A 26891-nucleotide genomic window follows, 5' to 3' on the forward strand; every position below is an offset into this window, starting at 1 on the left:
AGTTTTTGTTAACAATTCGTAGAGGAAAATGGAGAATTTAAGAAAAGGCTTTCCGGTTTTAGAACAATATACCTATTTAAATACCGCGGCTTCGGGATTATTGCCGGAAGCGGTTTGGGAATTCAGGCAAAATCACGATTTAGATTTTCTTCTTGGAGCAAGCGTTTTTAAAGAGAAGCAAGCCGGGATTTTAAGCAAAACCCGGGAGCTTGTTGGCGAAACTTTTGTATGCCCACATACACAGGTGGCTTTAGTGCCCAATTTCTCTTACGGATTTAATACTTTGCTGGAAGGGCTTGAAAAACCTCAAAAAGCACTACTGGTTAAAAATGATTATCCGTCGCTAAACTGGGCCGTAGAATCCAGGGATTTTGAAATATCTTATGCTGAAATTAATGAAAGTCTAGAGAAAAATATCGCTGAAGCTTTCGAGAAACAGCAACCCGATTTCTTTGCTTTTAGCGTCGTACAATACATTAACGGAATTAAAATAGACCTGGAATTTCTTCAAAATCTAAAAAAGGAATATCCTGAAACATTATTTATAGCCGATGGAACCCAGTTTTGCGGCACTGAAGCTTATAATTTTAATGAGAGTGCTATTGATATTCTAATTTGCAGCACCTATAAATGGCTAAACGCCGGGTATGGAAATGCATTTATGCTCTTTAAAAAAGAAGTGGAAGGAAAGATTGCTCCAAAAGCTTTAGGTTTTGGTTCTTTACAGGGAAAATACAAAGCTCACGAGGGAAATTTTATAGGAAAGTTTGAGCCCGGCCACCAGGATACGCTGAATTATGGAAGTTTGGCCGAAGCTTTAAAACTGATTAAAAAGATAGGAATAGGTGAAATTTCATCGAGAATTAAGGCTTTAAGCAGGAAAGCTAAATCTGAATTTACCAAAATGAATCTCCTGGAAGAAAGCGTGGTAAATCGCGCTGAACATTCTTCTATCTTTAATATAAAAGGCAACAATAAATTGTTTGAATACCTAAGAAGCAAACAAATTATTACATCACAACGCGGAGAAGGAATACGCGTGAGTTTTCATTATTTTAATACTGAAAAGGAGCTGAATTTGCTTTTAAAGGAATTGAGGAATTTTGGGATCTGAATTTTTTATACTTTTTTCCTGAAAATATAATTTTTATAATATTTATTACTATCCTCAAAACTGGTTTGGATTTCTAATCCGGCTTCTTTTGCCAGCCACTCGACCACTGCATCATCGTATTTTTGTGAAATTTCGGTATGAATACTTTCCCAGGCATCAAAACTTACTTCTAAATCCAGTTTATTTATAGCCACTTTTTGATTCTCCTTGCTAACCAGGTAGCTTTTTGCAGTACCACTTTCAGGATCGTAAGTTTCCCAGTGAATAAAATTATCAGGATTAAAATTTGCATCTAATTCTTTATTGATTCGGTTCAATAAATTTTTATTAAAAGCTTCCGTAATTCCGGCTGCGTCGTTATAAGCATCTAATATTTTCTGAGGGTCTTTTTTCTGATCAAAGCCCATAAAAAGCATATCTTCTGATGACATTGCTTCCTGAATATTCCGAAGAAATTCAATGGCGTTTTCGTGTAAAAGATTACCAATATTAGAGCCTAAAACTAAAATTATCTTCCTGCGGCTACTATAATCGGCCAGGTTTTCCAGGGTTTTAAAATAGGTGCCCTGTTGGATTTTAACACTCACTTCTGGTATTTCGTTTTTTAAAGAGTTTTCCAGCTCCTTCAAAACACTTTGGCTAATATCAATAGGTAAATAATTAAAATCGTATTCCTTGTCTACCAGTTCTTTCAATAAAACTTTGGTTTTCTTGCCGTCTCCGGCGCCGAGTTCAATAAGGTCAAATCCGCCTTTTTTATTGATGATTTCAGCAATAGCCGACTTATGTTTTTTCAGAATATTTAACTCGCAATTAGTGAGATAATATTCTGGCATTGCCATTATTTGCTGAAAAAGTTTATCTCCTTTTTCATCATAAATATATTTTGAAAGTAAATATTTTGGAAAGCTGGTTAGGCCTTTGTACACGTCTTCTTCAAAAGCCGACTGAAATGTGGTTGGTGTGGTTTTCATTTAAATTTGTTGGTTATTTAGCCAATCTTAAGCCGGTGAATTGCCAGCGTAAATGTGGATGAAAAAAATTGCGATAAGTAGGGCGGGAATGATTTGGTGATGTGGCAACTGAAGAACCGCGAAGCACTTTTTGGCTTACCATGAATTTACCATTGTATTCGCCAAGTGCACCTTTGGGTTTAGTGTAATTAGGGTAGGGGGAATAAGCGCTCTCTGTCCATTCCCAGCGGGTGCCCCAGTTAAAATATTGCTGTGCGGTTTCCCATTCAAATTCGGTTGGTAATCTTAAATTTTTCCATTGGGCAAATGCAAAAGCTTCAAAATATGAAATGTGACTTAGTGGGGCTTCAGGCACCAGTTTTGTAAGTCCGTTTAATGTATATTGATGCCACTCTCCATCTATTTTATGCCAGTAAAATGGCGCTTCAATATTGTTATTGTTTACCCAATCCCAACCTTCGGCGTGCCAAAGCAAAACATCTTTATAAGCTCCGGCTTCTATAAATTCTATAAACTCGGCATTGGTAACCAATTTGTTCGAAATCTGGTAATCGTTTAAATAAACCTTGTGAACGCCCTGTTCATTGTCGTAGCAGAAATCATCGGTTTTATGGCCAACTTCGTAAACGCCTTCAGAAATCGAAATCCATTCTTGTTTAAAATCCTGGATAGGATTCTCTTTAAATTGATCGTTATATTCAGGAAATAATGGATTATTCCCGAGGATATATTTAATATCGGTTAATAAAAGTTCCTGGTGTTGTTTTTCGTGGTGGCAACCAATTTCTACTACCCCGCAAAGTTCTTCTGAAATTTTCTCTTCTTTTAAAAATTTCTGCATTGCCTTTGATACATAGTTTCGGTACTCATAAACCCAGGCAACGGTGGGACGTGATAAATTTCCCCGATTGGTACGAATTACCTTATCGCCAACACTTTCGTAATAACTATTAAAAACGTAGGCTGAATTCTTATCAAAAAGTTTATAATTCTTAACATTGGGTTTTAAAACAAATTCTTCAAAAAACCATGTGGTATGGCCAAGGTGCCATTTGGGGGGAGAAACATCTTCTATAGGTTGTACCACATAATCTTCGGTTTCCAGAAAGGAACAAATCAATTCAGAATGTGCCCTGGTTTTCTTAAAAAAATCGAGTAATTGTTCTTGTGACAGCATAAAAAAGAGTGGTACTTTTTTGGGTACCACTCAAATTTACAATTTTTTCTTTCGGTCTGAAACCAACGCTAGTTAAGGCCAAGTTAAAGTATAACTTGCTTACTATAGATTTAATGGAAGGGTGTAACTTATTTTTGTAGGTTTTCCTCCACGGGTTCCCGGTTTCATTTCGGGAATCTTTTTCAGCATATTTTCTACAGCTGCGATTACCGGTTTTTGATCACCTTTTACAGAATTTACCACCGTTTTCCCTTCTTCGTCTACGTGCATTTTTACTACAACCTTTCCTCTTATAAATTCCCCTTTATCATTTCTTGGGTATTTATAATTGTTTTTAACGTGTTCCATTAATTTTTGGTTGAAACAGTTTTTTAGGTCTTCACTGCTTTCACACCCAGGCCATACCGGTGCTTTTTCTCGTACGGTAACCGTATTTCCTTCTACATTTACATCGTCTTGAGCAAATGCAAAACTGCCGGTTAAAAGAAAGAAGCAAAACATTAATTTTTTCATAGCTTGGGGGATGTGGGTTTCCTTACTGTTTTTCTAGAAATTAAAAGGAACGGTAAAATTGCGGTCGTCTGGTTCGCCCTGTAAAGTTCCCGGTTCCATATCAGGAATTTTTTCTATCATTTTCTTAGCGGCAGCGTTTACTTTAGGTTCAGGACCGTCAACCGAATTTACTACTGCTTTACCTTCTTCAGTAATTGTAAAAGAGATCTTTACTTTTCCGCGAATATAATCACCGTCCTCGGTTTGCGGGTATTCGTAATTTTCTCTCACGTGTTGTGATAGTTTTTGATTAAAACAGGCTTTTACGTCTTCGGCGTCTTCACAACCGGGCCAAACCGGCGAAGTTTGTTGTGCCTGGGCACTGGTTAAGCCTCCAATTACAAAACATGCGATAAGCATTAACTTTTTCATAAACTTTAAAATTTTAATTAAATTATTTTGGGTTATACCGCCACCTTTGCTTTTATGCCAGGATGCGGATTATAATCTTCTAATTTAAAATCTTTATAGTCGAAATCAAAAATATTTTTTATTTCAGGATTTATTTTCATTGTTGGTAAGGCTCTTGGCTCCCTGGAAAGCTGCAATTTTACCTGATCCATATGATTGCTGTAAATATGAACATCCCCAAAGGTGTGAATAAAATCGCCTGCTTCATAACCGCAAACCTGCGCCATCATCATTGTTAAAAGCGCGTAAGAAGCTATATTGAAAGGTACCCCAAGGAAAACATCGGCGCTTCTTTGATAAAGCTGAAGGGATAATTTTCCATCTGCTACATAAAACTGGAAAAACGCGTGGCAGGGCGGAAGTGCTGCTTTTCCGTTAACTACATTTTCTGAAAAAGATTTTGAAGAATCTGGCAGTACAGAAGGATTCCAGGCAGAAACCAACATTCTCCTGCTATTGGGATTCTTTTTCAGGGTTTCAATAATTTCTTTAATCTGGTCTATTTCTTCGCCATTCCAATTACGCCATTGCTTACCGTAAACAGGGCCTAAATCACCATTTTCATCGGCCCATTCATTCCAAATTCTAACGCCGTTTTCCTGCAAATACTCAACGTTGGTATCGCCTTTTAAAAACCACAGTAATTCATAAATAATAGATTTAAGATGTAGTTTTTTGGTGGTAACCATTGGGAAACCTTCGCCAAGGTCAAACCTTAATTGATGACCAAAAATACTCCTTGTGCCCGTGCCGGTTCTATCGCCTTTATCGGTTCCGTTATCTAAAATATGTTGTAAAAGCTCGTGATATTGTTTCATAAGTTTAGGGTGCAGAAGATTAGTTTTGCTAAAATAGCAAAAGCTTCTTAAATAAAATTCTGAAAGGTATTTTTATAAATTATCCAATAATCATTCCGGCGATTGTTGCCGAAAGTAGCGATGCAATAGTTCCGCCAATTAAAGCTTTCATCCCAAATTCAGATAAAGTTTTTCTTTGCCCCGGTGCCAGCGAGCCAATCCCTCCAATTTGGATTCCTATTGATGCAAAGTTTGCAAATCCGCATAGCATATATGTCGCCATAATTACCGATTTTTCGTAGGTAAGGCTAAGCGCGTTTGCGGTATTTTTAAGATCGGCCAGTTGAACGTAGCCTACAAATTCACTTGCTGCCAGTTTAATTCCCAGCAATTGCCCCATAAGCATCATATCTTCTTTTGCAACGCCAATAAGCCACATTAAAGGAGCGAAAATAGTTCCTAAAATAGCTTCCAGGGAAAACCCTGAATATGGGGTGTTTTCAGCTAAAAATGCATTTATACCCGTCCAGGAACCTGTCCAGTTCAGTATATAATTAATCATTGCGATAAATGCAATAAATACTAAAAGCATTGCTGCTACATTGGCGGCAAGTTTTAAACCTTCTGTAGTTCCATTGGCAATGGCATCAAGAATATTGGAGCCAATTTTATCTGAAGAAACATCAACGTTAGTATTAATTTTATTCTGTTGCGGGTATAATATTTTGGAAACTACAATCGCTCCCGGCGCCGCCATTACTGATGCTGCCAATAGGTGTTTTGCAAATTGAAGTCTAAGTTCGGGATCGTCACCACCTAGAAAACCAATATACGCGGCGAGTACACCACCGGCAACTGTTGCCATACCACCAATCATTACCAGCAAAATTTCAGAACGGTTCATTCGTTCCAGGTAAGCTTTAATCATAAGTGGTGCTTCGGTTTGTCCCAGGAAGATATTCCCGGCCACACTTAAACTTTCGGCTCCCGAAATTCCTAATAATCGGGTAAGGATCATCGCCATTCCCTTTACTACAATCTGGATAACGCCCAGGTAAAATAGCACCGAGGTTAATGCTGAAAAGAAAATAATGGTGGGTAAAACCTGGAAAAGGAAAATAAAGCCGAAACTATCAACATCCATCATTCCCCCGAGAAGAAATTCACTTCCTGCCGCGGTAAAATCAAGGATTAGCACGAAGATATTTCCTACGAATTCAAATATATTCTGGATAAAAGTAATTTTTAGAACTCCAATTGCTAATAATAATTGGGCTCCAAGACCAATACCAATCGTTTTCCAGTTTATGGCTTTACGATTATTACTGAATAAAAAAGCGATAATAAGCAAGGTGAGCATTCCTAAAGCTCCACGGGCAATACTGCTAACTGAAAGTCCCGCACTGGGAATCATTTCTTTTACCATTGGTGCCGGAATTACCTCTTTTGGATCATTAAATGAGGTATCCTTAAAATGAAATTCTTTATTGGCGTGGTTAATTGCCAGGCTAGAATCTGTAAGAGTAGAAACACGATAATTTACAATACTATCCTTAGGAGTGTTGTAAAATAATACGAGCAGTTTATTTTGAAAAATATAATTTCCCCTGGCAAGCGTATCATCGGTTTTAATGATGCTAAATATTCCCTCGTCTAAGTTTAAGGTGTTGCCATTAATAAAGTTTTCCTGTGCAGATTCCTGCTGGTCCTGGTCTAAAGTCCAGGTTTTTGAAATGTCTTGAGAAAAAGTGCTGGTCACACTAAATAGAACTAAAATCAGGCAAAACCAGGTTTTATTCATAAAGTCGGGCATTATTTGCGTTTGGAGATTTCGTCCCGTATACGTGCCGCTTTTTCGTAATCTTCATTATTTACGGCCTGGGAGAGCAAAGTTTTTAGTTCGTCTAAAGATAATTTTTTGTAATTGGTGTCGTCAGATTTTATATCAATATCATCTGGAAGTAATTCTTCTGAAATTATTTCTTCTTCCTGCTTTTCGGCGGCTTCCTGTTCTGCTTCATCTCCTTTCAGGAAGATTCCAGCTTTATCAAGAATGTTTTTATAAGTAAAAATAGGAGCATCAAACCTTAGCGCTAAAGCAATAGCATCGCTGGTACGCGCATCAATAATTTCTTCAATCTTATCGCGTTCGCAAATAAGGCTGGAGTAAAAAACTCCATCTACCAGTTTATGAATAATTACCTGTTTAACGGTGATCTCAAACCTGTCGGCAAAATTTTTAAAAAGGTCGTGGGTTAAGGGGCGGGGAGGTTTAATCTCTTTTTCCAGGGCAATCGCGATAGATTGCGCTTCAAAAGCTCCAATAACAATGGGGAGTTTACGTTCTCCCTCTACCTCGCTTAAGATTAAAGCGTAAGCTCCGTTCTGGGTTTGACTATAAGAAATTCCTTTTATATTAAGGCGCACTAAACTCATATATCATCAATTAAAAAAGGCTGTCTAAAGCAGGACTTTCACCGTATTTAGACAGCCCTTTTAAGGGGTGCAAGTTATAAAAATTATGCGTTTTTCGCTTTAAATTCCTTTAGTTTTTCGTTTAGCTTAGGTACGATCTCAAAAGCATCACCAACTACCCCGTAATCTGCGGCCTTAAAGAAAGGTGCTTCAGGATCGTTGTTAATCACTACTTTAGTCTTGGCAGCGTTAATTCCGGCTAAATGTTGAATAGCGCCAGAAATTCCCACAGCAATATAAAGGTTAGAAGCTACAGGTTTTCCTGTTTGCCCAACGTGTTCGCTGTGCGGTCTCCAACCCATATCACTAACAGGTTTAGAACAAGCGGTAGCTGCGCCAAGAATATCGGCCATTTCTTCTATCATTCCCCAGTTTTCCGGACCTTTAAGTCCGCGGCCACCAGAAACTACGATCTCCGCATCGGCAATTGTTACCTTGTCTTTTGCTTTATCTACCGATTCTACATTTACAGTAAAGTCACCTTCTTTTAATTCTGGTGAAAAATCTTCAACAGTAGCATCTCCTGCATTTTCTTTTAAGCCGAAAGCATTTTGAGATAATCCCACGATCTTAATATCTGTAGTGATTTTGGTAAAGTTGAAAGCTTTATTGGTAAAAGCACTTCTTTTTACTGTAAAAGGATCTGTGCTTTCTGGTGCTGCCATTACGTTAGAAGCATAACCAGCTTCTAAATGCACGGCTAAAAGTGGAGCCACATATTTGCTGTTCGCGCTTTGGCTTACCACAACTATTTTGCTTCCTTCTTTCTTTGCGGCTTGTGTCAAGGCATCAGCATAAGCTTCAGCATTGAATTTGCTTAATTTATCGTTTTGGATGTTAAGCACTTTGCTAACACCATATTTTCCAAGTTCAGAAGCATCAGTAGCGTTAAAACTTACTGCAACTACTTCATCACCGCCGGCTACTTCTTTTGCGTAAGAAGCAACTTCAAAAGCAGCTTTTTTAAACTTGCCATCTTCGGTTTCTGTATATACTAAAACTGACATATTATTTATTTTTTTGTCATTCCCACGCAGGCGGAAATCTATTTTATACTCCTTTCCACATTTATTTCAGTAAAGGCGGAAATCTTATTTTCTAATTTATATCGCTTTGGCTTCGTTGTGAAGTAAATCTATCAATTCATCAAGATTTTCAGGATCTACCAGTTTTACATCTCCTTTTGGAGCTGGTTTTTCAAACTTCACAGCTTCGGTGTGAGTAGTTGCCTCATCGGGTTCTACAACATTAAGCGGCTTTTTACGGGCCTGCATAATTCCACGCATATTTGGAATCTTAAGATCGCTCTCTTCAACCAAACCTTTTTGTCCTCCAATTACTAATGGAAGGGAAGCGGTTAAGGTTTCTTTACCACCATCTATTTCTCTAATTGCTGTAGCTTTATCACCTTCAACTTCCAAACTTATACAGGTATTAATGAAGTTAGCGTCAAGAATTGCAGCAAGCATTCCCGGTACCATTCCACCATTATAGTCAATAGATTCGCGGCCGGCGATTATAAGATCGTAACCACCTTCTTTAGCAACTTTTGCCAATTGTTTTGCTACCTGAAAACCATCGGTTGCAGGAGTATTTACTCTTATAGCATTATCGGCTCCAATAGCCAGGGCTTTTCTTAAAGTTGGTTCAGTTTCAGCGCCACCTACATTTACTACATCTACACTTGCGCCTTGTTTTTCTTTAAACCACATGGCACGGGTAAGTCCGAATTCATCATTTGGGTTAATTACAAAATTCACTCCGTTGGTATCGAATTTTGAATCGCCTTCGGTAAAATTGATTTTTGAGGTAGTATCAGGAACATGACTAATACATACTAATATTTTCATTATAGCGAGTTTTTAAAATTTATAACGATTTCGTTTACGAAGTTACATAATTTAATTCAGAAAATGCTATGCACGCATAATAAATTTCAGGAATTTTAGTTCTTTAAATTTTATTGAATTCTTAAATAAACAGCAAATAATATAATTTAACAGCATAAAATAATAGTAAAATTCCTTATTTATTAATTGAAAGGCGTGTATTTTTAATTGATATAGCCTGTTTGCAAATTTTTGTGGATTATTAGTGGTGAAAACTTTATTGAATTACTATTTTTGTTCTTTCAAGATATATAAATAGTATAGCATATAATGAAGACAATTCAATTTAGGGAAGCCGTTCAGCAAGCGATGAGCGAAGAGATGCGAAAAGACGAGTCTATTTATTTAATGGGCGAGGAAGTAGCAGAATATAATGGTGCTTACAAAGCCTCTAAAGGTATGTTGGACGAGTTTGGCCCTGAGCGCGTGATAGATACCCCAATTGCTGAACTTGGATTTTCGGGAATTGGAGTAGGTTCAGCAATGAATGGTAACAGACCAATCATTGAATTTATGACCTTTAACTTCTCTTTAGTTGGAATTGACCAGATAATAAACAATGCGGCCAAAATGCGCCAAATGAGTGGTGGGCAGTTTAATATTCCTATTGTTTTTAGGGGACCAACTGCTTCTGCAGGACAATTGGGTGCAACGCACTCCCAGGCTTTTGAAAGCTGGTTTGCTAATTGTCCGGGTTTAAAAGTTATTGTTCCTTCAAACCCTTACGATGCTAAAGGTTTGCTAAAAGCCGCAATTAGAGATGACGATCCTGTGATCTTTATGGAAAGTGAGCAAATGTATGGCGATAAAGGGGAGGTGCCGGAAGAAGAATATGTTATCGAAATTGGGAAAGCCGATATTAAAAGGGAAGGTAGTGATGTAACTATTGTTTCTTTCGGAAAAATTATAAAAGAAGCCTACAAGGCAGCTGATAAATTGGCTGAAGACGATATTTCTTGCGAGATTATAGATCTTAGAACAATTCGCCCAATGGATCACGAGACCATTTTAGAGTCGGTTAAGAAAACCAATCGTTTGGTGATTTTAGAAGAAGCCTGGCCTTTTGGAAATATTGCTACTGAAATTACTTACCAGGTGCAATCCAAAGCTTTTGATTATTTAGATGCGCCAATTGTAAAAATTAACACTGCCGATACCCCGGCACCTTATTCTCCTGTATTGCTTAAAGAATGGTTGCCAAACAGCGACGATGTAATTAAAGCAGTGAAACAGGTTATGTATATTGACTAAACCAGCATGATGCTGGACGCAAAAATTAGTAATAAACAGTCATTTAATTATAAGTCTGTGAGTAATTCCATTTTTGGAACAAACTTACAAATAGATAGAAAATCCTTATAAATTTGAAACTTCATCGGATGCTGATTCGGTGAAGTTTTTTTTTGCCCTGAAGAATGAAGATGACGAAAGCAAATTTTCTTTCCCTATTCTTATTAATGTGCTGTACCATGCTTATGGCACAAACCAAAGTTGGCGGCGTGGTTAAAGACCAAAACGGCGAAGCACTTCCATTTGTAAATGTGATCTTTAATAATTCTTCGGAAGGAACAACTTCTGGTGAAAACGGGAAGTTCTATTTACAAAGTGAAAATAACCACACCGAACTCAAAATTTCTTTTATCGGTTATAAAACCGAAATAATCCCGCTTCAGCAAAAAACCAATCTGTCTCTTGAAATTGAATTACAGGAAGAGGCTTCCAGTCTTGCAGAGGTTAAAATTGTCAGGGGAAAAACTTCAAAAAAGAATAATCCCGCTATAGATATTTTAAAAAAGATATGGGAAAATAAACGCGATAATGGGGTTTCTGCTTTTAAACAATATGAGTATAAAAAATACGAAAAACTGGAATTCGATTTAGACGGGATTGATAGCTCTGTAGTGAAAAACCCGGTTTTTAATGGTATGGAATTCATTTTTGACTATTCTGATACCAATAGAATTTCGGGAAAAACCATTCTTCCAGTTTTTATTAACGAATCGGTTTCTAAGGTTTATGGCGATAATATTGAAAATGAAGAACGCGAAGATCTCTTGGGAAATAAGAATTCTGGTTTTGAGCAAAATCAAAACCTAATTGCTGCGGTAAAAGATGTGTATGATGAATATAATGTCTACAACAACTATATCAAGGTTTTTGATAAAAGTTTTGTAAGTCCGCTTTCTACAACAGGCATCAACAACTACAATTATGTATTGAGCGATAGTACGTATATAGAAGATAAATGGTGTTACAATATAATTTATTATCCGCGTCGTGAGAACGAATTAACTTTTAAAGGAGATTTTTGGGTAAACGATACTACCTGGGCGGTGAAGAAAATAAATCTTGAAGCTTCCCGCGATGCCAATATAAACTGGGTAAAGGAGCTGTATATAGAGCAGGAATTTGAGGTGCTTAACGATTCGGTTTTTCTGATTTCTAAAGATTATTTCCAGGCTAATTTCTCATTAACCAAAAAAGAAAGTTCAAAAGGAGTTTACGCAAAACGCACCCGGGTTTTTGAAGAGTATCAATTCAACATAAAGAAAGCAGAAGATTTTTACGATAAACGAGCTTATAAATTTAACGAAGAGGTCTATAAACGGGATCAGAAATTTTGGAAAGAAAACCGTTTGGAAGAGCTAAATAAGGAAGAGGAAGATATTTATGTGATGCTGGATAGCTTAACCAATGTCCCCGCCTTTAATAGAATTTACGATATCGCAACCATCGCAGAATCTGGTTATGTAGAATTTAACGGTTGGGATTTTGGCCCTGTGTATTCTTTGTTCGACTATAATCAGGTAGAAGGATTTAGAACCCGTGTGGGCGGTAGAACTTATTTTGGGCAGCACGATCCCTGGCGAATTGAAGGTTATTTAGCCTATGGTTTTAAAGATGATAAATTTAAATATGGAATTTCAGGGAAATGGCTTTTAGATTCCAGGTCGCGTTTAATTATTTCTGGCGGAAAAAGAAGGGATATAGAACAACTGGGCGCAAGTTTAACCAATAATACTACAGATGTTTTGGGGCGTAGCTTAGCATCATCTGGTTTGGTAAGCGTGGGCGATAATAATAAATTGAGTAATATAGATTTAAGTACCGTAAATCTTGAAATTGAGCCATGGTATAATTTTAATGTTCGGTTTGGTGCTTCTTACCGCGAGTTAAGTTCGGCCTCCCCGGCGTTTAGTTTAGATTATTATACTAATGAAGCTCGAACCGAAACTGCTTCAACCATAAAACAAACCGAAATTTCTACCATTTTCACTTATACTCCCGGCAGGCAAACTTCTGGATTTGGAGTTGAACGAAATGTAGTGAACGAAGAAGAATTTCCTACCTTTTTCCTTAATTACACCCTGGGTTTAAAAAACGTATTAAATAGCGATTTTAATTACAAGAAGGTGCAGTTTTTTTACGATCAGCCACTTAAAATTGGCGGATTTGGAAGGGCAAATGCCAGTTTAGAAGCCGGAAAAACCTTTGGGGAAGTTCCATTGGGACTTTTAAACGTGGTGCCGGGAAACCAAACTTATTTCGCTATGTATAATTCATTTCCGGTGCTTAATTTCTATGAATTTGTAACCGATACTTATATTTCAGCGCATTTTGATCATAATTTCAATGGACGATTATTTGCCCGAATTCCGCTTTTACGAGAATTAAATTTACGGGAATTGGTAGGCGCCAGAGCTGTTTGGGGAGAGATTTCAGAAGAAAATAAAGCTTTAAATGCGTCCGGAATTCCGCTGAGAGCACCAAGTAAAGCACCATATTACGAGTATAGTGTAGGAGTAGGAAATATTCTTAAATTTCTAAGTATTGAAGCCCATTTTAGAGGAAATTATTTTGATGTTCCAGAGTCGCGGTCTTTTGCGGTAACAGCTTCCTTTGGTTTTCACTTCTAAATACGCCGAATTAATATTGATTTTCACTATATTTGCCGCCCTTAAATGAGAAAAAAGAAAGAAAAATGTCAGAAAGTTTTGATGTATTAATAGAGATCCCAAAGGGGAGTAGAAACAAATATGAGTACGATTTTGAGCTAAAGAAAGTCCGTTACGACAGGATGATCTTTTCTTCTATGATGTACCCGGCCGATTACGGTTTTATACCAAACACCCTTGCGCAGGATAGTGATCCATTAGACGTCCTGGTGTTGGTTAGTGAACCAACTTTCCCAGGAGTAGTAATGGAAGTTAAGCCAATTGGTGTTTTCCATATGGCCGATGAAAAAGGACCCGATGAGAAAATTATTTGTGTACCGGTTTCAGATCCTATTTGGAATAGATTGAATGATCTAAATGAATTGAACGGTCACATGGTTAAAGAAATTGAACATTTCTTTAAAGTTTATAAAGATCTTGAGAAGAAAAAAGTAGATGTTGGTGGTTGGGGAGATGCAAAAGAAGCTCGAGAAATTATAAAACAATGTGTAGAGCGCTTTGAGAATTTTGATGGTGATAAAGGTCAGTTTGGAATACAACCTTAATTTCAGTCATATAATTTTGATGATTTAAAAGCAATAACCTTAAAAAGTTATTGCTTTTTTAATTATCATTGATTTACTACATTAGCCATATTAACTAAAACTTAACAATTAATATGGAATCAATGATGATTTATATGCCTGCAATACTTGCAGTCGTTGGCCTCGTTTTTATGTGGGCCAAACGTTCCTGGGTATTAAAACAGGATGCCGGAGACGGCAAGATGAAAGATATTTCTTCACACATCTACGAAGGGGCGCTCGCCTTTTTAAATGCAGAATATAAATTACTTAGTTTTTTTGTAGTAGGAGCCAGTATTGCACTAGCTGCTATTGCTTATGTAGTGCCAACCACGCATTACCTGATTATCGTTGCTTTTATTTTTGGTGCGTTTTTCTCTGCCCTTGCCGGAAACATGGGAATGAAAATCGCTACCAAAACTAATGTTAGAACCACCCAGGCGGCCAGAACAAGTCTACCGCAAGCATTAAAAGTTTCTTTTGGTGGCGGTACCGTTATGGGGCTTGGCGTTGCCGGTCTCGCCGTATTGGGACTTACCGGTTTTTTTATTCTTTTCTTTCATTATTTCATGGGGGGCGAATGGACAGATACTACACAAATGACGGTAGTCCTGGAAACTCTTGCCGGTTTCTCTTTGGGTGCCGAATCTATAGCCTTATTTGCCCGTGTGGGTGGCGGAATTTACACTAAAGCGGCCGATGTTGGTGCCGATTTAGTAGGTAAAGTTGAAGCAGGAATTCCTGAAGACGATCCTCGAAATCCAGCCACCATTGCTGATAATGTAGGTGATAACGTTGGGGATGTAGCCGGAATGGGTGCCGATCTCTTTGGAAGTTATGTAGCTACCGTTCTTGCGGCGATGGTTTTAGGAAACTATATTATTGAAGATATGGGCGGAAATATCGTTGATTCCGGATTTGGTGGAATTGGCCCTATTTTACTGCCTATGGCTATTGCCGGTGCCGGAATTATCATTTCTATAATCGGAACTTTATTAGTGAAAATTAGCAGTAACTCGGCTAAAGAAGCTGAGGTTCAAAAAGCATTAAATATTGGGAACTGGACAGCTATAATTCTTGTAGCTGTGGCCAGTTATTTTCTGGTAACCTGGATGCTTCCTGAAGAAACCCTAACTATGGGCTTTTTTGTTGGCGGGGCCGAAGGTTTTGAATATATGGATATCTCATCTATCAGGGTGTTTTACGCTTGTTTAGTAGGAATTGTTGTTGGGGGTGTGATTTCAGCAGTAACCGAATATTATACAGGTCTTGGTAAAAAACCGGTGCTTTCTATCGTACAAAACTCAAGTACGGGTGCCGGAACCAATATTATTGCCGGTTTAGCTACCGGGATGATCTCAACATTTCTTTCCGTATTATTATTTGCAATTGCAATTTGGGCATCTTACGCTTTTGCAGGCTTCTACGGTGTTGCGCTAGCAGCTTCAGCAATGATGGCCACTACGGCAATGCAGTTGGCAATTGATGCTTTTGGCCCTATTGCCGATAATGCCGGTGGAATTGCTGAAATGAGTGAACTTCCGGCTGAGGTTAGAGAACGTACAGATATCCTGGATTCCGTAGGAAACACTACCGCGGCTACAGGGAAAGGTTTTGCGATTGCTTCAGCAGCGCTTACTTCTCTGGCGCTTTTTGCCGCGTATGTAACTTTTACCGGAATTGACGGAATCAATATTTTTAAGGCTCCTGTTTTAGCGATGTTGTTTATTGGCGGTATGGTGCCGGTCGTATTTTCCGCATTAGCAATGAAATCTGTTGGGAAAGCAGCGATGAAAATGGTAGAAGAAGTTAGACGACAGTTTAAAAGTATTCCCGGGATTATGGAAGGAACCGCGAAACCTGAATATGATAAATGTGTGGCGATTTCTACTGAAGCGGCTTTAAAAGAAATGTTGTTGCCGGGAGTTTTAACCATTGGTTTCCCTATCGCGATCGCCCTTATCCCGATGCTTTTTGGATATGAAAATGTATTGATTGCTGAAATGCTTGGAGGTTATATGGCCGGAGTGACGGTAAGCGGAGTGCTTTGGGCAATTTTTCAGAATAACGCAGGTGGTGCCTGGGATAATGCTAAAAAATCTTTTGAAGCAGGAGTAATGATTAATGGAGAAATGACGTACAAAGGTTCTGAGGCACATAAAGCGGCAGTAACCGGAGATACCGTTGGTGATCCTTTTAAAGATACTTCAGGACCTTCGATGAATATTCTAATAAAATTAACCTGTTTAATTGGTTTGGTAATCGCCCCCATTCTTGGAGGCCATACCGAAGGCGATATTCCTAACGAAGGGGCTTCTATAGAAATGGAAGAAAGTATAAATGCTGAAGATCTTTCAGAAGAAATTCAAGTAAATATGACTTCGGAAGGAAATAAAACCATCGCTAAAGTAAGAATCACCACTACCAAAAAAGGGAAAACCACAGTTCAGCAAAAAACCTTTACAGGTACTAAAGCTGAAGTTGAAAAACAAGTACAGGATTTAAAAGATAAAGCCTAGTATTTTAAGGTTTTTAGAAAATAAAAAGGCTGTTTGATTTTTTCTGTTTTCGTCAAGCTGTCCCGATGCTTCGGGATTGTTTCAGCTTCTAACATGAAATAAATTATAATCATGTTAGATCCTGAAATAAATTCAGGATGACGTTTTAATAGGATGTCAAACAGCCTCTTTTCTTTAAAATACAGACTTATTTAGCCTTTTTATTTACGCGTTTTTCAGCGAGTTTATTTAGGTCTTCATCTGCGGTGTATTCCTCATCAAGAGTTTTCTGCAATGTTTTTGCTGCATCCTTATGGCCTAATTCTTTGGCATATCTCACCAAAGTACCGTATCCGGAAATTTCATAGTGTTCCACCCGCTGGGCATCTGCAATAAGACCGGCATCCCTTACATCATCTTCTGCATCTTCTTTTAGAAATGACTCTGCTTCTTCAATAAGGCCTTTCATCGCTTTGCATTCTTCACCGGTAGGTTTAAACCCTAAGTCTTTACTTACTTCTTCCAAACGTTTTTTGTGCTCTTTAGTTTCTTCCAAATGGTCTTCAAAAGCTTTCTTCAGTTTTTCATCGTTCGCAGCTTTTGCCATTTTTGGTAAGGCTTTTACTAACTGGCTTTCGGCACTATAAAGGTCCTTTAATTGGTGTTCGAATAGATCTTCTAACTTTTTCATAATTAAATATTTAATGGTTAAAATTGTTAGATAAAATTATAAGCAAACTGAACTAAAGCAAGTTAAATGAGTGATAAAGCTTTGTTGTTTATTCCTTAAAATTTTTTAAGCGGAAGTTTACCTTTTTAATTTTAACAAAGCTACAACTAAGCTTCCGCAGTAATTCCCTTAATTTTAATTAGAAACTTTTTATTAACCAAAATTGAATGTTATGGCTAAAGATCACGGACCATCAATTAAGAATGATGAACAGTATGAGGAACTTCGCGATAAAGGAATGAGTAAATCTAAAGCCGCGAGAATTGCAAACGATTCTAAGTCTGGTGAAAAAGGCGGAAAAGCCGATAAATATGAAGAACGCTCTAAAGAAGAACTCTATGAGAAAGCCCAGGAGGTTGGTATTGAAGGCCGAAGCGATATGACCAAGGATGAGTTAATTAAAGCTCTTAGAAACCACTAGAATGAGATCTATCTGGAACGGCTCTATTAGCTTCGGACTGGTTTCCATACCGGTAAAATTATATTCTGCTTCAGAAAGTAGAAAACTCGATTTAGATATGCTTGATAAGCACGATAATGCCCGAATAAGGTATAAACGTGTGAATGAAGATACCGGGAAAGAAGTGGAGTGGAAAGATATTGTAAAGGGTTTTAAAAAGGATGAAGATTATATTGTGCTCGAGAAAGAGGATTTTGAAAATGCAAACCTTAAAAAGAGTAAAACCATAGATATTGAAGAATTTGTGGCCGAAGATGATGTGGCCGAGGTGCTTTATAAAAAACCCTACTTTCTCGAACCACAAAAAGAAGGAGGAAAATCTTATAATCTACTCCGAGATGCATTAAAAAAAACCGGGAAACTGGGTGTGGCTACTTTTGTGATGCGCCAAAAAGAGCATTTAAGCCTGGTTGGCGTTTATGATAAAGCCCTGGTACTTCATGTAATAAGGTTTTCAGATGAAATCAGGGAAACCAAAGACCTGAAATTGCCAAAAACAAAAGTCGCCAAAAAAGAGGTAGATATGGCTATTTCTCTTATAGAACAATACACTACAGAGTTTGATCCAGATAAGTTTAAAGATGTTTATAACGATCAATTAATGAAGATCATTGAATCTAAGAGCACCGGTAAAAAGCCGAAGCCGCAAAAATTTAAAGATGAACCTACCCAGGCCAAAGATCTTATGGCTAAACTAAAAGCCAGTTTAGATAAAAAGAAAAAATCTAAAGCATCCTAAGCGATGGGTTTAGAAGATTATAAAAAGAAACGTAACTTTAATAACACACCAGAACCCGGTGCCGATTTTTCTACCGAAAACCGGGGAAGGTTTGTTATTCAGCGGCACGAGGCTACGCGCCTGCACTACGATCTACGCCTGGAAATGGAAGGCGTTTTAAAAAGTTGGGCTGTTCCTAAAGGTCCCTCCATGAATCCTAAAGACAAACGTCTTGCCATAGAAACCGAAGATCACCCCGTAAAATATTTACATTTTGAAGGTACAATTCCTAAAGGAAATTATGGTGCAGGGGAGATGCAAATTTGGGATAAAGGCACGTTTAAAGCTGCGGCAAAAACCAATGATAATCTTGAAGAACAATGGGAAGATGGTAACCTGAAAATCGTCTTTAGTGGCAGCAAAATTAAAGGTGAATTTGCGTTAGTGAAAACTAAGCGAGGTGATAAAAAGAACCAGTGGTTGTTGATTAAAAAGAAAGACGATTTTTCTACCGATCTGGATTACGATGCGGAAGTTTTTACTGAAAAATCTTCTAAAAGCAAGGATTCCGATAAATCTAAAGGAAAAGTCAGGAAAATAAAACCTTCAGAATTTATAAAGCCCATGCTCGCTACCACGGGCAAAAGAATATTTAACGATCCCGATTGGATTTACGAGTTAAAATGGGACGGTTACCGCGCGCTGGCCAATATTGAAGACGGCAAAGTAGATCTTTATTCCCGCAATGGGATTTCCTTTAATTCTAAGTTTTCAAAATTGGTTAAAGATTTAGAACAGATTGAGCACGATGTGATTTTAGATGGTGAAATCGTGGTATTGAATAAAGAGGGAATTCCGCAGTTCCAGGCTTTGCAAAATTATAATGAAAACACGCCGGGAGCCTTGCGTTTTTATGTTTTTGATATGCTTTTTCTCAATGGCCATTCTATGCTGGATTTACCACTTTTAGAACGCAAAAGTTTAATCCCTGAAGTTTTGGAAGATCTGGACATGGTTCAATATTGCGATCATATAGAAGGAATGGGCACCGCATTTTATAATAAAGCCATAGACCTTGGATTGGAAGGGGTGATCGCCAAAAAAGCCGATGCTACCTATTCTCCCGGGTATAGAACTGAAAAATGGCTAAAGTTAAAAGGTGAAAACACCCGGGAAGTGCTTATTTGCGGTTACACCACTTCAGAAGGTGCTGTTTTTGGTTCCTTAATTATGGGCGCTTATGAAGATGAAGATTTAAAATATATTGGAAATTGCGGCACCGGTTTTTCGAACGACGAACAGAAAGCATTGCTAAAAAAGTTTAAAAGTCGTGAGCGTAAAACCTCTCCTTTTTCAGAAAAAATAAATTTAAAAGGAAGAGAACCGGTTTGGATGCGCCCCGATTTGATTGCTGAAGTAAAGTTTTCAGAAATTACAAAAACCGGTAAATTAAGGCATCCGGTTTTTAAGGCTTTGCGAAAAGATAAAGAACCGGAAGAAATTTTAGCCGAAGACATTGTTGAAAATAAAGTTTCCGAAGAAAAGAAATCAACAAAATCATCTTCTATAAGGAAGTCAGGAGAAAGCCTGGAAATAGATGGGATAGATGTTCCGTTTACTAATCTGGACAAAGTATACTGGCCTGATTCCGGGTTCAGGAAATACGATTTAATAGATTATTACATCCAGGTTTCAGAAGTGATGTTACCCTACTTAAAAGATCGTCCCCAAAATTTACATCGGCATCCTAACGGCATTAAAAAACAGGGATTTTACCAGAAAGACAACGAAGGAAATTTACCCGATTGGATAGCAACCACAGAAATTTATTCGGAATCTTCTGAAAAGGATATTGAGTATTTGCTTTGCCAAAATGAACCCACGCTTTTATATATGGCTAATTTGGGTTGTATAGAGATCAATCCGTGGAATTCCCGGGTGAAGAATCTTGATTCACCAGATTATACGGTAATAGATTTAGACCCTTCAGATAAAAATACTTTTGAAGAGGTTATTGAAGTTGCCCAGGCTGCAAAAGAAGTGATGGATTTGGCTAAAATTGAGGGTTATTGCAAGACTTCAGGTTCAAGTGGACTTCATATTTATATTCCGCTGGGCGGAAATTATTCGTATGATGAAGCACGGGATTTTACCAAATTGCTGTGTTATTATATCGCAGATAAAGTTCCAAAATTAACCAGTATGGATCGTGCTAAAAAGAAGCGAAAAGACAAGATCTACCTGGATTATTTACAAAACCGAAGAGGCCAAACTTTAGCTTCTGCCTATTGTGCACGCCCAAAACCCGGTGCGCCTGTTTCCGCTCCTTTAGAATGGAAAGAAGTGAAAAGCGGACTTAAAATTCTCGATTTTACCATTACAGATATGCCGCAGCGAATTCAGAAAAAAGGAGATCTATTTACCAAAGTACTGGAAGAGGGGATTGATATGGAGAAGGCCATGCAAAACCTGGAATCTTCCTAAAGTTTATTTAAAAGCAGGGCCAGGCTTCTTTATAATTTTTAAATTGACTGGATAATCGAGTCTTGATAGCTCCAGGTTTACCTCGAAATTTAAATATATTTTCTATAAATACTCCCTTGAGCTTGCTCGGGGGGTAATTTATGTAAAGTGCAAATTAATGAAGAAAAGATTACGCAAACTTGCTGGCCGGTATAAGCTTATAGACCAGGTTTTAATTACGCCCTATAGAAGCTATGGAACCCATTCACACCTTTATATAAAAGGGCGCGTGTTGGATAATGAACCCTTAAAAATCACCCAGGATGCGAATATTTTTAAAACGATAAAAACCACTTATAAACAATTTGATACGTTTGAAATTCCTGATGCGCAGGTAGATTTAAGTCTTCCGGGAAAAGTACAGGCCACCACACAAACTGATGACGAAGGTTTCTTTTTATTTGATAATACAATAGAACAAAACCTGGCAGAACACGCCGACGAAGAGGGCTGGCTGGATTATGATATTTTTTATAAAGGTCCGTTAGGAAAAAAGACAGAATTGTTGGAAGATCCTTTTAAGGGAGATTTTTTAATTCCCGATCCAAATGCTGAATATGGAGTAATTAGCGATATAGACGATACTATTTTGCACACCGGCGTAACTTCATTTTTAAAACTGCGGTTGCTGAAAAATTCACTGCTTACCAATGCTTATAATAGAATCCCACTAAAGGGTGCAGCTGAATTTTACCAAAAACTGCACACCGGTAGAGATGGTACGCCTAATAATCCTATTTTTTATTTAAGTAACAGTCCGTGGAATTTATACGAATATCTCAAACTATTTTTAGATCACAATGCTTTCCCGAAAGGGCCAATTTTGCTTCGAAAATTCAGAACGCCTTTTGATGGGAGTATAAAACCTGAAAAACCGCACAAACAAAAAGAGATCGCAAATATTTTAAAGACTTATCCTGAAATGAATTTTATTCTTATTGGTGATAGTGGCGAGCACGATGCATCTATTTACACGGAAATCGCTGCCCAGTATCCAGATAGAATTCTGGCAATTTATTTAAGAAGCGTAAAGCATAAAAAACAAATGAGCCGCGTGCGCAGTATCATAGATAATTTTGAAACCACGCCTGTACTAATGGTTGAGACCTCTCAAGAAGCCGTAGAACATGCCAGGGAACACGGTTTTATTTAGAAAACTAAAAATTTAATCGTCTATACTTTGCCCAACTGCTGTTTTTCTACTTGCAGGCGCTTTTCTTGGCATTGTTCTAAATATATGATCCCATAACGGAGAGGAAACCCCAAAGGCCCTGTCTGATTCGCGATAATGGTGAATACTGTGATGGTGCCATAAAGTTTTCAGGAAATTATTGGGCACTTTAAAAGCGTGTACCGAATAATGCACAGCCAGGTAACCCGCGTATCCTATTAAAAATCCGGCTAAAAATCCGAATACATAATCGCCTAAAACTGCCCGGTAAATTATAAAAAGTACTGTAGCGATTATAAGGCTTAAAACCGGAGGCATTGCCAATCGTGATTTATCTTTAGGATAATCGTGGTGCACCCCGTGCATAGTATAAGAAATTTTCTTTTTACGTTCACTAGTTGCGGGAATATGATACAAATACCGGTGCATTATATATTCTACAAAAGTGAAAAAGAAAAGTCCGGCTACGAAGAGGCCTACCATTATTGGTGTTTCAAACCCTTTTTCGATAATTCCGTAGTAAATTAATGCCACTGCAATTACTCCAAAAATAATCAACGGAAAAGAAATATGCGTGTGCGTAAGTTTTTCTAAAATTGGGTTGTCAAATAACTTTGGAGAACCCTTATGTTTTGGTCTTTTAAGTTTTGTTGATTCCATTTTTATTAGATTTAAAATAAACCATGAATTTCAGCGTCAATACGGTTGATAATATCTCCCAAATCTTCGGGGTTATCTACAAAATTAATATTGTCTACGTCTATTATTAACAAATTTCCTTTGATATAATTGTGTACCCAGGCTTCATATCTTTCATTTAACCTGCTTAAATAATCTATTGAAATCGAGTTTTCGTAGTCCCGACCTCGTTTATGTATCTGCGACACCAAATTAGGAATACTACTTCTTAAATAAATAAGAAGATCGGGTCCCTGCACCACGCTTTCCATAAGGTCAAAAAGCGAACTGTAATTTTTAAAATCCCTATTGGTCATTAAACCCATTGCATGTAGGTTTGGTGCAAAAATATGGGCATCCTCATAAATAGTTCTGTCCTGTATTATCTTTTTTCCGCTTTCACGAATTTGTAAGATTTGCCTAAACCTGCTATTTAAAAAATAGATCTGCAGGTTAAAAGACCAGCGTTCCATTTTATTATAAAAATCTTCGAGATAGGGATTCTCCAATACATCTTCATACTGCGCTTCCCAGTTGTAATGTTTTGCCAATAATTTAGTAAGCGTGGTTTTACCTGCTCCTATATTCCCTGCAATCGCTACGTGCATAAATTCATTAAATTAGATAGTTATTTGGGGCGCTAAAAAAGCGCGGGTGTAAAGATACAAGAATTAAGGCGGCCTGTATTTTACACCCTGTCAAAATACTCATAAATCTTGAAAAGCTAAAGGATTTGAATCTATATCTCCCTAAATTTGATTAAATTAAAACAAGAATTACGGCTTATGACATCAATGTTAAAATTTATTTTCTTTTTATTTTTCTTCGGAATTTTTATCGGTTCGGCGCAGGAAAAGCAAAACGACCATCTTATGATTACTGAAAGTAAGTATGGTTTTGAAAGTACCGTATCAAGATTAGAATCGGTGGTGAAGCAAAATGAAGCCCTTTCACTTTTTGCTAAAATAGATCATTCTGCAAATGCCGAAAATGCGAATTTAGAACTTAACAAAGCCAGTGTTCTAATTTTTGGAAACCCTAAGCAGGGAAGTTTACTTATACAGAAAGATCAGCTTGCCGGTTTGGATCTTCCGCTTAAAATGTTGGTGTATAATAATGCTGATATAACCGAAGTAACATACTGCAGTATAAATTACCTGAAATCAAGGTTTGAATTTAAAGGAGTCAGGAATCTATCTAAGGTGAAAAAAGGGCTTAAAGATATGGCTTCAAAAGCTTCAGGCGGAAAGGTTAAGAAATCGGGAAAATTTAAAGTAGATACCCATGAAGGCATTATTTCAGAAATAAGCGAATTTGATTTTAAAACTACTTACGACCGACTGATCACTGCTATTGAAGAAAATCCTAATCTAAAAATTTTTTCAGAAATAGATCATTTTAAAAATGCAGAGCAGGTGGGTGTGGGATTGCGTTCTACCAGGTTAATCATTTTTGGCAATCCTAAAGTTGGTACACCAATTATGCAGGAGAACTCCAGAATTGCCCTGGAGTTTCCGGTTAAATTTCTGGTTTGGCGGGACGAGGCCGGGATAGTAAAGATTTCTTATAACGATCCTGCTTTTTTAGCCAAAAGGTTTAAACTAACCCAAAATATTTCGCAGTTGGAAACTATGAAAAATGCTTTAGAGAATTTGAGTAAAAATGCAGCGAAATATTAAGTGAGATTATCTTTAACCAGTTTTCTGTATTGATTTGGAGTTATTTTCTCGAAACGTTTAAATTGACGGTTAAAATAGCTGGTATTGTTAAATCCGCTCTTATAAGCGATATCGGCAAACTTGCTATTTGTTCTTTGGATTAGTTTCTTCGCAAATTTAATTCGTTCCCCGTTTAGATAATCTATAGGACTTTCACCAAGCGTATTTTTAAAACTTCGGTAAAAATTTGAAGTACTCATGCAGGCTTTATCTGCCAGTTTATCTACCTGAATGTTTTCGGTAAGATGTTCCCGCATATATTTTACGATAAACGCCATTCTATTATTATCAAAAAGCGTTTCATTATCCAGCAGCATTACTTTTGCTTTAGTTTGAAGTAACCTGATAATAAGTTCCTTTACCATTAAATCTAACAACGCATCTTTAGCTTTACCATCTTCCAGGAAAGTGCTAAAAATGCGGTCTAGCACAAATTGAACCTGATGATTATTAGCTAAATGAACAGCGCTGGCATCAAAGCTATGATGATCATTTTCGAAATCTATTCGAGTATTTTCATTAAAGATTTCTACGGTTTCTTTTATTTTATCGGGATCAATTCCCAGGGCGAGGCAACGTGTAGGATTTTTTGAATTGGCAAGGGGAAAATCTATTAGCATTTTTTTATCTGAAGGTAACACCACCGATTCTCCCGGGAAAAAATCAAAAGATTTCATTCCTTCCAGGTGCATTATTTTTTTGCCCGTAAGCATACTCGCAATAATCGGAAAACCAAACTGAAGGTTTACACTTTCTGCTACCTGCCGGGTTTCAAAAACATTTAATTCAGCATAATCAGCACTGTAGATCGTCCTGTTTTCAATAGAAGTATTCAGCTTTAAATTGCGATTATAGTTTGATATATTGGTATTCAAAACCCGTTTAATTTAATAAGTTAATAGTAATGTAATACTTATTTGTAGAAAAGTTCAATTATTTACTCTTAAAATTAGGGATATTAGGAATGTAATTTAAAAAATATTTCTATGAGCTATTCAGCACCAAAATTTAAAGAAAAATATGGCAATTTTATTAACGGGAAATTTCAGGATCCCATAGATGGGAAATACTTTGAGAACCATTCGCCGGTAGATAATAAATTACTAGCCAAATATCCAAGATCTAACGATAAGGATGTAAAAAGCGCGATAGAAGCTGCTAACAATGCTAAAGATGAATGGGTCAAAACTTCGGCCTCAGAACGGGCTGCGATTTTGCATAAAATAGCCGATGTGATACAGGAAAACCTGGAAACTTTCGCGCAAATGGAAACCGCCGATAACGGGAAGTCTATACGCGAAACAATGAATGCTGATGTTCCCCTGGCGGTAGATCATTTTAGATATTTTGCTTCAGCTATTAGAGCAGAAGAAGGATCGGCTACAGAACTTAACGAAAATACCCTTTCCTTAATTATCAACGAGCCACTTGGCGTGGTTGCTCAAATTATTCCCTGGAATTTTCCACTATTAATGCTTGCCTGGAAAGTGGCACCCGCATTAGCTTCTGGAAACTGCGTAGTTTTAAAACCTGCAGAACAAACGCCTGCTTCTGCAACATTTTTAGCTGAAAAAATTGCAGATCTTTTACCTCCGGGAGTTTTTAATGTTATTCACGGTTTTGGTCCTGAAGCAGGGAAACCTTTGGCTTCCAGCCCAAATGTAGATAAAGTGGCCTTTACAGGAGAAACCACTACCGGGCAGTTAATTATGCAATATGCTTCAAAAAACCTGCACCCGGTAACCATGGAGCTTGGAGGGAAATCGCCTAATGTCTTTTTCAATAGTATTATGGATCACGACGATGCTTTCCTTGATAAATGTATTGAAGGCGCTGTGCTTTTCGCGTTTAACCAGGGTGAAGTTTGTACCGCACCATCCAGGATTTTAATCCAGGAAGATATTTATGATGAATTCATTAAAAGGGTGATAGAGCGCACCAAAGCTATAAAAATGGGTAATCCGTTTGAGGAGTCTACGATGATGGGCGCACAGGCTTCCAGTGATCAGCATCAGAAAATCCTGGAATATATTAAAATAGGAAAGGATGAAGGCGCTGAGGTTTTAGCCGGTGGTGATGCAGCAAAACTTGAGGGAAATTTAGCCAACGGATTTTATATTCAGCCGACTATTTTAAAAGGCCATAATAAAATGAGGGTTTTTCAGGAAGAAATTTTTGGACCTGTGGTAGCGGTTTGCACCTTTAAAGATGAAGCCGAAGCCATTGAAATTGCAAATGATACGATGTATGGTTTGGGTGCCGGAGTTTGGACGCGAGATGCGCATCAATTATATCAAATTCCACGTGCAATAAAAGCCGGGCGGGTTTGGGTAAATTGCTATCACGATTATCCTGCACACGCGCCATTTGGAGGTTACAAAAAATCTGGTTTCGGAAGGGAAAATCACTTAATGATGCTGAATCATTATAGACAAAGCAAAAATATGCTAATTTCTTATGATAAGAATAAATTAGGATTCTTTTAGA

Annotated in this window: 24 protein-coding genes; 11 read left to right on the plus strand and 13 right to left on the minus strand. The window is 37.6% G+C overall.

What is annotated here, in order from left to right; translation table 11 throughout:
• The first annotated feature begins 28 nt into the window (after positions 1-28).
• The gene (locus BM084_RS03445; protein WP_093302801.1) at positions 29-1114 is read left to right on the plus strand and encodes an aminotransferase class V-fold PLP-dependent enzyme; all 1086 of its coding nucleotides are present in this window, start codon (positions 29-31) and stop codon (positions 1112-1114) included.
• A 5-nt stretch (positions 1115-1119) separates the two neighbouring features.
• Here the strand turns inward: BM084_RS03445 and egtD are convergent, their stop codons facing one another.
• The 9 genes from egtD to BM084_RS03490 form a co-directional block, all read right to left on the minus strand.
• Positions 1120-2088: an L-histidine N(alpha)-methyltransferase gene (gene egtD / locus BM084_RS03450; protein ID WP_093302803.1), complete on the minus strand. Its 969-nt coding sequence runs from the start codon at positions 2086-2088 to the stop codon at positions 1120-1122.
• Between the two features lie 13 nt (positions 2089-2101).
• Complete coding sequence (gene egtB, locus BM084_RS03455; RefSeq protein WP_093302805.1) at positions 2102-3265, minus strand: ergothioneine biosynthesis protein EgtB; 1164 nt, start codon at positions 3263-3265, stop codon at positions 2102-2104.
• 102 nt (positions 3266-3367) lie between these two features.
• Positions 3368-3778, minus strand: coding sequence for an energy transducer TonB (locus tag BM084_RS03460; RefSeq protein WP_075324836.1), 411 nt, complete (start codon positions 3776-3778; stop codon positions 3368-3370).
• A gap of 33 nt (positions 3779-3811) precedes the next feature.
• Positions 3812-4189, minus strand: coding sequence for an energy transducer TonB (locus tag BM084_RS03465; RefSeq protein ID WP_075324835.1), 378 nt, complete (start codon positions 4187-4189; stop codon positions 3812-3814).
• Between the two features lie 32 nt (positions 4190-4221).
• Positions 4222-5046: a thymidylate synthase gene (locus BM084_RS03470; RefSeq protein WP_093302807.1), complete on the minus strand. Its 825-nt coding sequence runs from the start codon at positions 5044-5046 to the stop codon at positions 4222-4224.
• A 79-nt stretch (positions 5047-5125) separates the two neighbouring features.
• Positions 5126-6826 carry a NupC/NupG family nucleoside CNT transporter gene (locus BM084_RS03475; RefSeq protein ID WP_075327846.1) on the minus strand — a complete coding sequence of 567 codons (1701 nt, stop codon included), beginning with the start codon at positions 6824-6826 and terminating at the stop codon, positions 5126-5128.
• An 11-nt stretch (positions 6827-6837) separates the two neighbouring features.
• Positions 6838-7461, minus strand: a complete 624-nt coding sequence (locus tag BM084_RS03480) for a bifunctional nuclease family protein (RefSeq protein ID WP_093302808.1) — start codon at positions 7459-7461, stop codon at positions 6838-6840.
• A gap of 83 nt (positions 7462-7544) precedes the next feature.
• Positions 7545-8507 carry an electron transfer flavoprotein subunit alpha/FixB family protein gene (locus tag BM084_RS03485; protein ID WP_075324832.1) on the minus strand — a complete coding sequence of 321 codons (963 nt, stop codon included), beginning with the start codon at positions 8505-8507 and terminating at the stop codon, positions 7545-7547.
• Positions 8508-8603: 96 nt separating this feature from the next.
• Complete coding sequence (locus BM084_RS03490; protein WP_075324831.1) at positions 8604-9350, minus strand: electron transfer flavoprotein subunit beta/FixA family protein; 747 nt, start codon at positions 9348-9350, stop codon at positions 8604-8606.
• 309 nt (positions 9351-9659) lie between these two features.
• Here BM084_RS03490 and BM084_RS03495 point away from each other — a divergent pair, with 309 nt between their 5' ends.
• The 4 genes from BM084_RS03495 (at position 9660) to BM084_RS03510 (ending at position 16427) form a co-directional block, all read left to right on the plus strand.
• On the plus strand, positions 9660-10640 hold the full coding sequence (locus tag BM084_RS03495) for a pyruvate dehydrogenase complex E1 component subunit beta (protein ID WP_075324830.1): 981 nt from the start codon (positions 9660-9662) through the stop codon (positions 10638-10640).
• 170 nt (positions 10641-10810) lie between these two features.
• Entirely contained in the window at positions 10811-13306 is a 2496-nt protein-coding gene (locus BM084_RS03500; protein WP_075324829.1) for a DUF5686 and carboxypeptidase-like regulatory domain-containing protein, read from the plus strand.
• Between the two features lie 65 nt (positions 13307-13371).
• Positions 13372-13890, plus strand: a complete 519-nt coding sequence (locus tag BM084_RS03505; RefSeq protein WP_075327845.1) for an inorganic diphosphatase — start codon at positions 13372-13374, stop codon at positions 13888-13890.
• Between the two features lie 113 nt (positions 13891-14003).
• The gene (locus BM084_RS03510; protein ID WP_075324828.1) at positions 14004-16427 is read left to right on the plus strand and encodes a sodium-translocating pyrophosphatase; all 2424 of its coding nucleotides are present in this window, start codon (positions 14004-14006) and stop codon (positions 16425-16427) included.
• 187 nt (positions 16428-16614) lie between these two features.
• Here BM084_RS03510 and BM084_RS03515 read toward each other — a convergent pair whose 3' ends face one another.
• A complete protein-coding gene (locus BM084_RS03515) occupies positions 16615-17097 on the minus strand; it encodes a YciE/YciF ferroxidase family protein (RefSeq protein ID WP_075324827.1) in 483 nt (160 codons plus the stop codon).
• A 211-nt stretch (positions 17098-17308) separates the two neighbouring features.
• Between BM084_RS03515 and BM084_RS03520 the strand changes: the two genes are divergently transcribed.
• The 4 genes from BM084_RS03520 (at position 17309) to BM084_RS03535 (ending at position 21990) form a co-directional block, all read left to right on the plus strand.
• Positions 17309-17557 (plus strand): DUF7218 family protein, encoded by a 249-nt coding sequence (locus BM084_RS03520; RefSeq protein ID WP_075324826.1) that lies wholly within the window; start codon positions 17309-17311, stop codon positions 17555-17557.
• Position 17558: 1 nt separating this feature from the next.
• Complete coding sequence (gene ku / locus BM084_RS03525) at positions 17559-18335, plus strand: non-homologous end joining protein Ku (protein WP_075324825.1); 777 nt, start codon at positions 17559-17561, stop codon at positions 18333-18335.
• A gap of 3 nt (positions 18336-18338) precedes the next feature.
• Positions 18339-20798 carry a DNA ligase D gene (gene ligD / locus BM084_RS03530; RefSeq protein WP_093302811.1) on the plus strand — a complete coding sequence of 820 codons (2460 nt, stop codon included), beginning with the start codon at positions 18339-18341 and terminating at the stop codon, positions 20796-20798.
• Between the two features lie 157 nt (positions 20799-20955).
• A complete protein-coding gene (locus BM084_RS03535) occupies positions 20956-21990 on the plus strand; it encodes an App1 family protein (RefSeq protein ID WP_093302813.1) in 1035 nt (344 codons plus the stop codon).
• A 12-nt stretch (positions 21991-22002) separates the two neighbouring features.
• Here the strand turns inward: BM084_RS03535 and BM084_RS03540 are convergent, their stop codons facing one another.
• On the minus strand, positions 22003-22668 hold the full coding sequence (locus BM084_RS03540; protein WP_075324822.1) for a sterol desaturase family protein: 666 nt from the start codon (positions 22666-22668) through the stop codon (positions 22003-22005).
• Between the two features lie 11 nt (positions 22669-22679).
• A complete protein-coding gene (locus tag BM084_RS03545) occupies positions 22680-23294 on the minus strand; it encodes a deoxynucleoside kinase (protein WP_075324821.1) in 615 nt (204 codons plus the stop codon).
• Positions 23295-23471: 177 nt separating this feature from the next.
• Here BM084_RS03545 and BM084_RS03550 point away from each other — a divergent pair, with 177 nt between their 5' ends.
• A complete protein-coding gene (locus tag BM084_RS03550) occupies positions 23472-24365 on the plus strand; it encodes a DUF302 domain-containing protein (protein ID WP_143083616.1) in 894 nt (297 codons plus the stop codon).
• Here the strand turns inward: BM084_RS03550 and BM084_RS03555 are convergent.
• On the minus strand, positions 24362-25279 hold the full coding sequence (locus tag BM084_RS03555; RefSeq protein WP_093302818.1) for an AraC family transcriptional regulator: 918 nt from the start codon (positions 25277-25279) through the stop codon (positions 24362-24364). The genes BM084_RS03550 and BM084_RS03555 overlap by 4 nt on opposite strands.
• A gap of 111 nt (positions 25280-25390) precedes the next feature.
• Between BM084_RS03555 and BM084_RS03560 the strand changes: the two genes are divergently transcribed.
• Positions 25391-26890, plus strand: coding sequence for an aldehyde dehydrogenase family protein (locus tag BM084_RS03560; protein WP_093302820.1), 1500 nt, complete (start codon positions 25391-25393; stop codon positions 26888-26890).
• The last annotated feature ends 1 nt before the right edge of the window (position 26891 follow it).

The organism is Salegentibacter agarivorans (assembly GCF_900113135.1).
GTDB classification, from domain to species: Bacteria; Bacteroidota; Bacteroidia; order Flavobacteriales; family Flavobacteriaceae; genus Salegentibacter; species Salegentibacter agarivorans.

Bases quoted from the DNA above. Each gene is read 5' to 3' on its own strand.
- BM084_RS03445 (WP_093302801.1), top strand. From the start codon at position 29: ATGGAGAATTTAAGAAAAGGCTTTCCGGTTTTAGAACAATATACCTAT.
- egtD (WP_093302803.1), bottom strand. From the start codon at position 2,088: ATGAAAACCACACCAACCACATTTCAGTCGGCTTTTGAAGAAGACGTG.
- egtB (WP_093302805.1), bottom strand. From the start codon at position 3,265: ATGCTGTCACAAGAACAATTACTCGATTTTTTTAAGAAAACCAGGGCA.
- BM084_RS03460 (WP_075324836.1), bottom strand. From the start codon at position 3,778: ATGAAAAAATTAATGTTTTGCTTCTTTCTTTTAACCGGCAGTTTTGCA.
- BM084_RS03465 (WP_075324835.1), bottom strand. From the start codon at position 4,189: ATGAAAAAGTTAATGCTTATCGCATGTTTTGTAATTGGAGGCTTAACC.
- BM084_RS03470 (WP_093302807.1), bottom strand. From the start codon at position 5,046: ATGAAACAATATCACGAGCTTTTACAACATATTTTAGATAACGGAACC.
- BM084_RS03475 (WP_075327846.1), bottom strand. From the start codon at position 6,826: ATGAATAAAACCTGGTTTTGCCTGATTTTAGTTCTATTTAGTGTGACC.
- BM084_RS03480 (WP_093302808.1), bottom strand. From the start codon at position 7,461: ATGAGTTTAGTGCGCCTTAATATAAAAGGAATTTCTTATAGTCAAACC.
- BM084_RS03485 (WP_075324832.1), bottom strand. From the start codon at position 8,507: ATGTCAGTTTTAGTATATACAGAAACCGAAGATGGCAAGTTTAAAAAA.
- BM084_RS03490 (WP_075324831.1), bottom strand. From the start codon at position 9,350: ATGAAAATATTAGTATGTATTAGTCATGTTCCTGATACTACCTCAAAA.
- BM084_RS03495 (WP_075324830.1), top strand. From the start codon at position 9,660: ATGAAGACAATTCAATTTAGGGAAGCCGTTCAGCAAGCGATGAGCGAA.
- BM084_RS03500 (WP_075324829.1), top strand. From the start codon at position 10,811: ATGACGAAAGCAAATTTTCTTTCCCTATTCTTATTAATGTGCTGTACC.
- BM084_RS03505 (WP_075327845.1), top strand. From the start codon at position 13,372: ATGTCAGAAAGTTTTGATGTATTAATAGAGATCCCAAAGGGGAGTAGA.
- BM084_RS03510 (WP_075324828.1), top strand. From the start codon at position 14,004: ATGGAATCAATGATGATTTATATGCCTGCAATACTTGCAGTCGTTGGC.
- BM084_RS03515 (WP_075324827.1), bottom strand. From the start codon at position 17,097: ATGAAAAAGTTAGAAGATCTATTCGAACACCAATTAAAGGACCTTTAT.
- BM084_RS03520 (WP_075324826.1), top strand. From the start codon at position 17,309: ATGGCTAAAGATCACGGACCATCAATTAAGAATGATGAACAGTATGAG.
- ku (WP_075324825.1), top strand. From the start codon at position 17,559: ATGAGATCTATCTGGAACGGCTCTATTAGCTTCGGACTGGTTTCCATA.
- ligD (WP_093302811.1), top strand. From the start codon at position 18,339: ATGGGTTTAGAAGATTATAAAAAGAAACGTAACTTTAATAACACACCA.
- BM084_RS03535 (WP_093302813.1), top strand. From the start codon at position 20,956: ATGAAGAAAAGATTACGCAAACTTGCTGGCCGGTATAAGCTTATAGAC.
- BM084_RS03540 (WP_075324822.1), bottom strand. From the start codon at position 22,668: ATGGAATCAACAAAACTTAAAAGACCAAAACATAAGGGTTCTCCAAAG.
- BM084_RS03545 (WP_075324821.1), bottom strand. From the start codon at position 23,294: ATGCACGTAGCGATTGCAGGGAATATAGGAGCAGGTAAAACCACGCTT.
- BM084_RS03550 (WP_143083616.1), top strand. From the start codon at position 23,472: ATGACATCAATGTTAAAATTTATTTTCTTTTTATTTTTCTTCGGAATT.
- BM084_RS03560 (WP_093302820.1), top strand. From the start codon at position 25,391: ATGAGCTATTCAGCACCAAAATTTAAAGAAAAATATGGCAATTTTATT.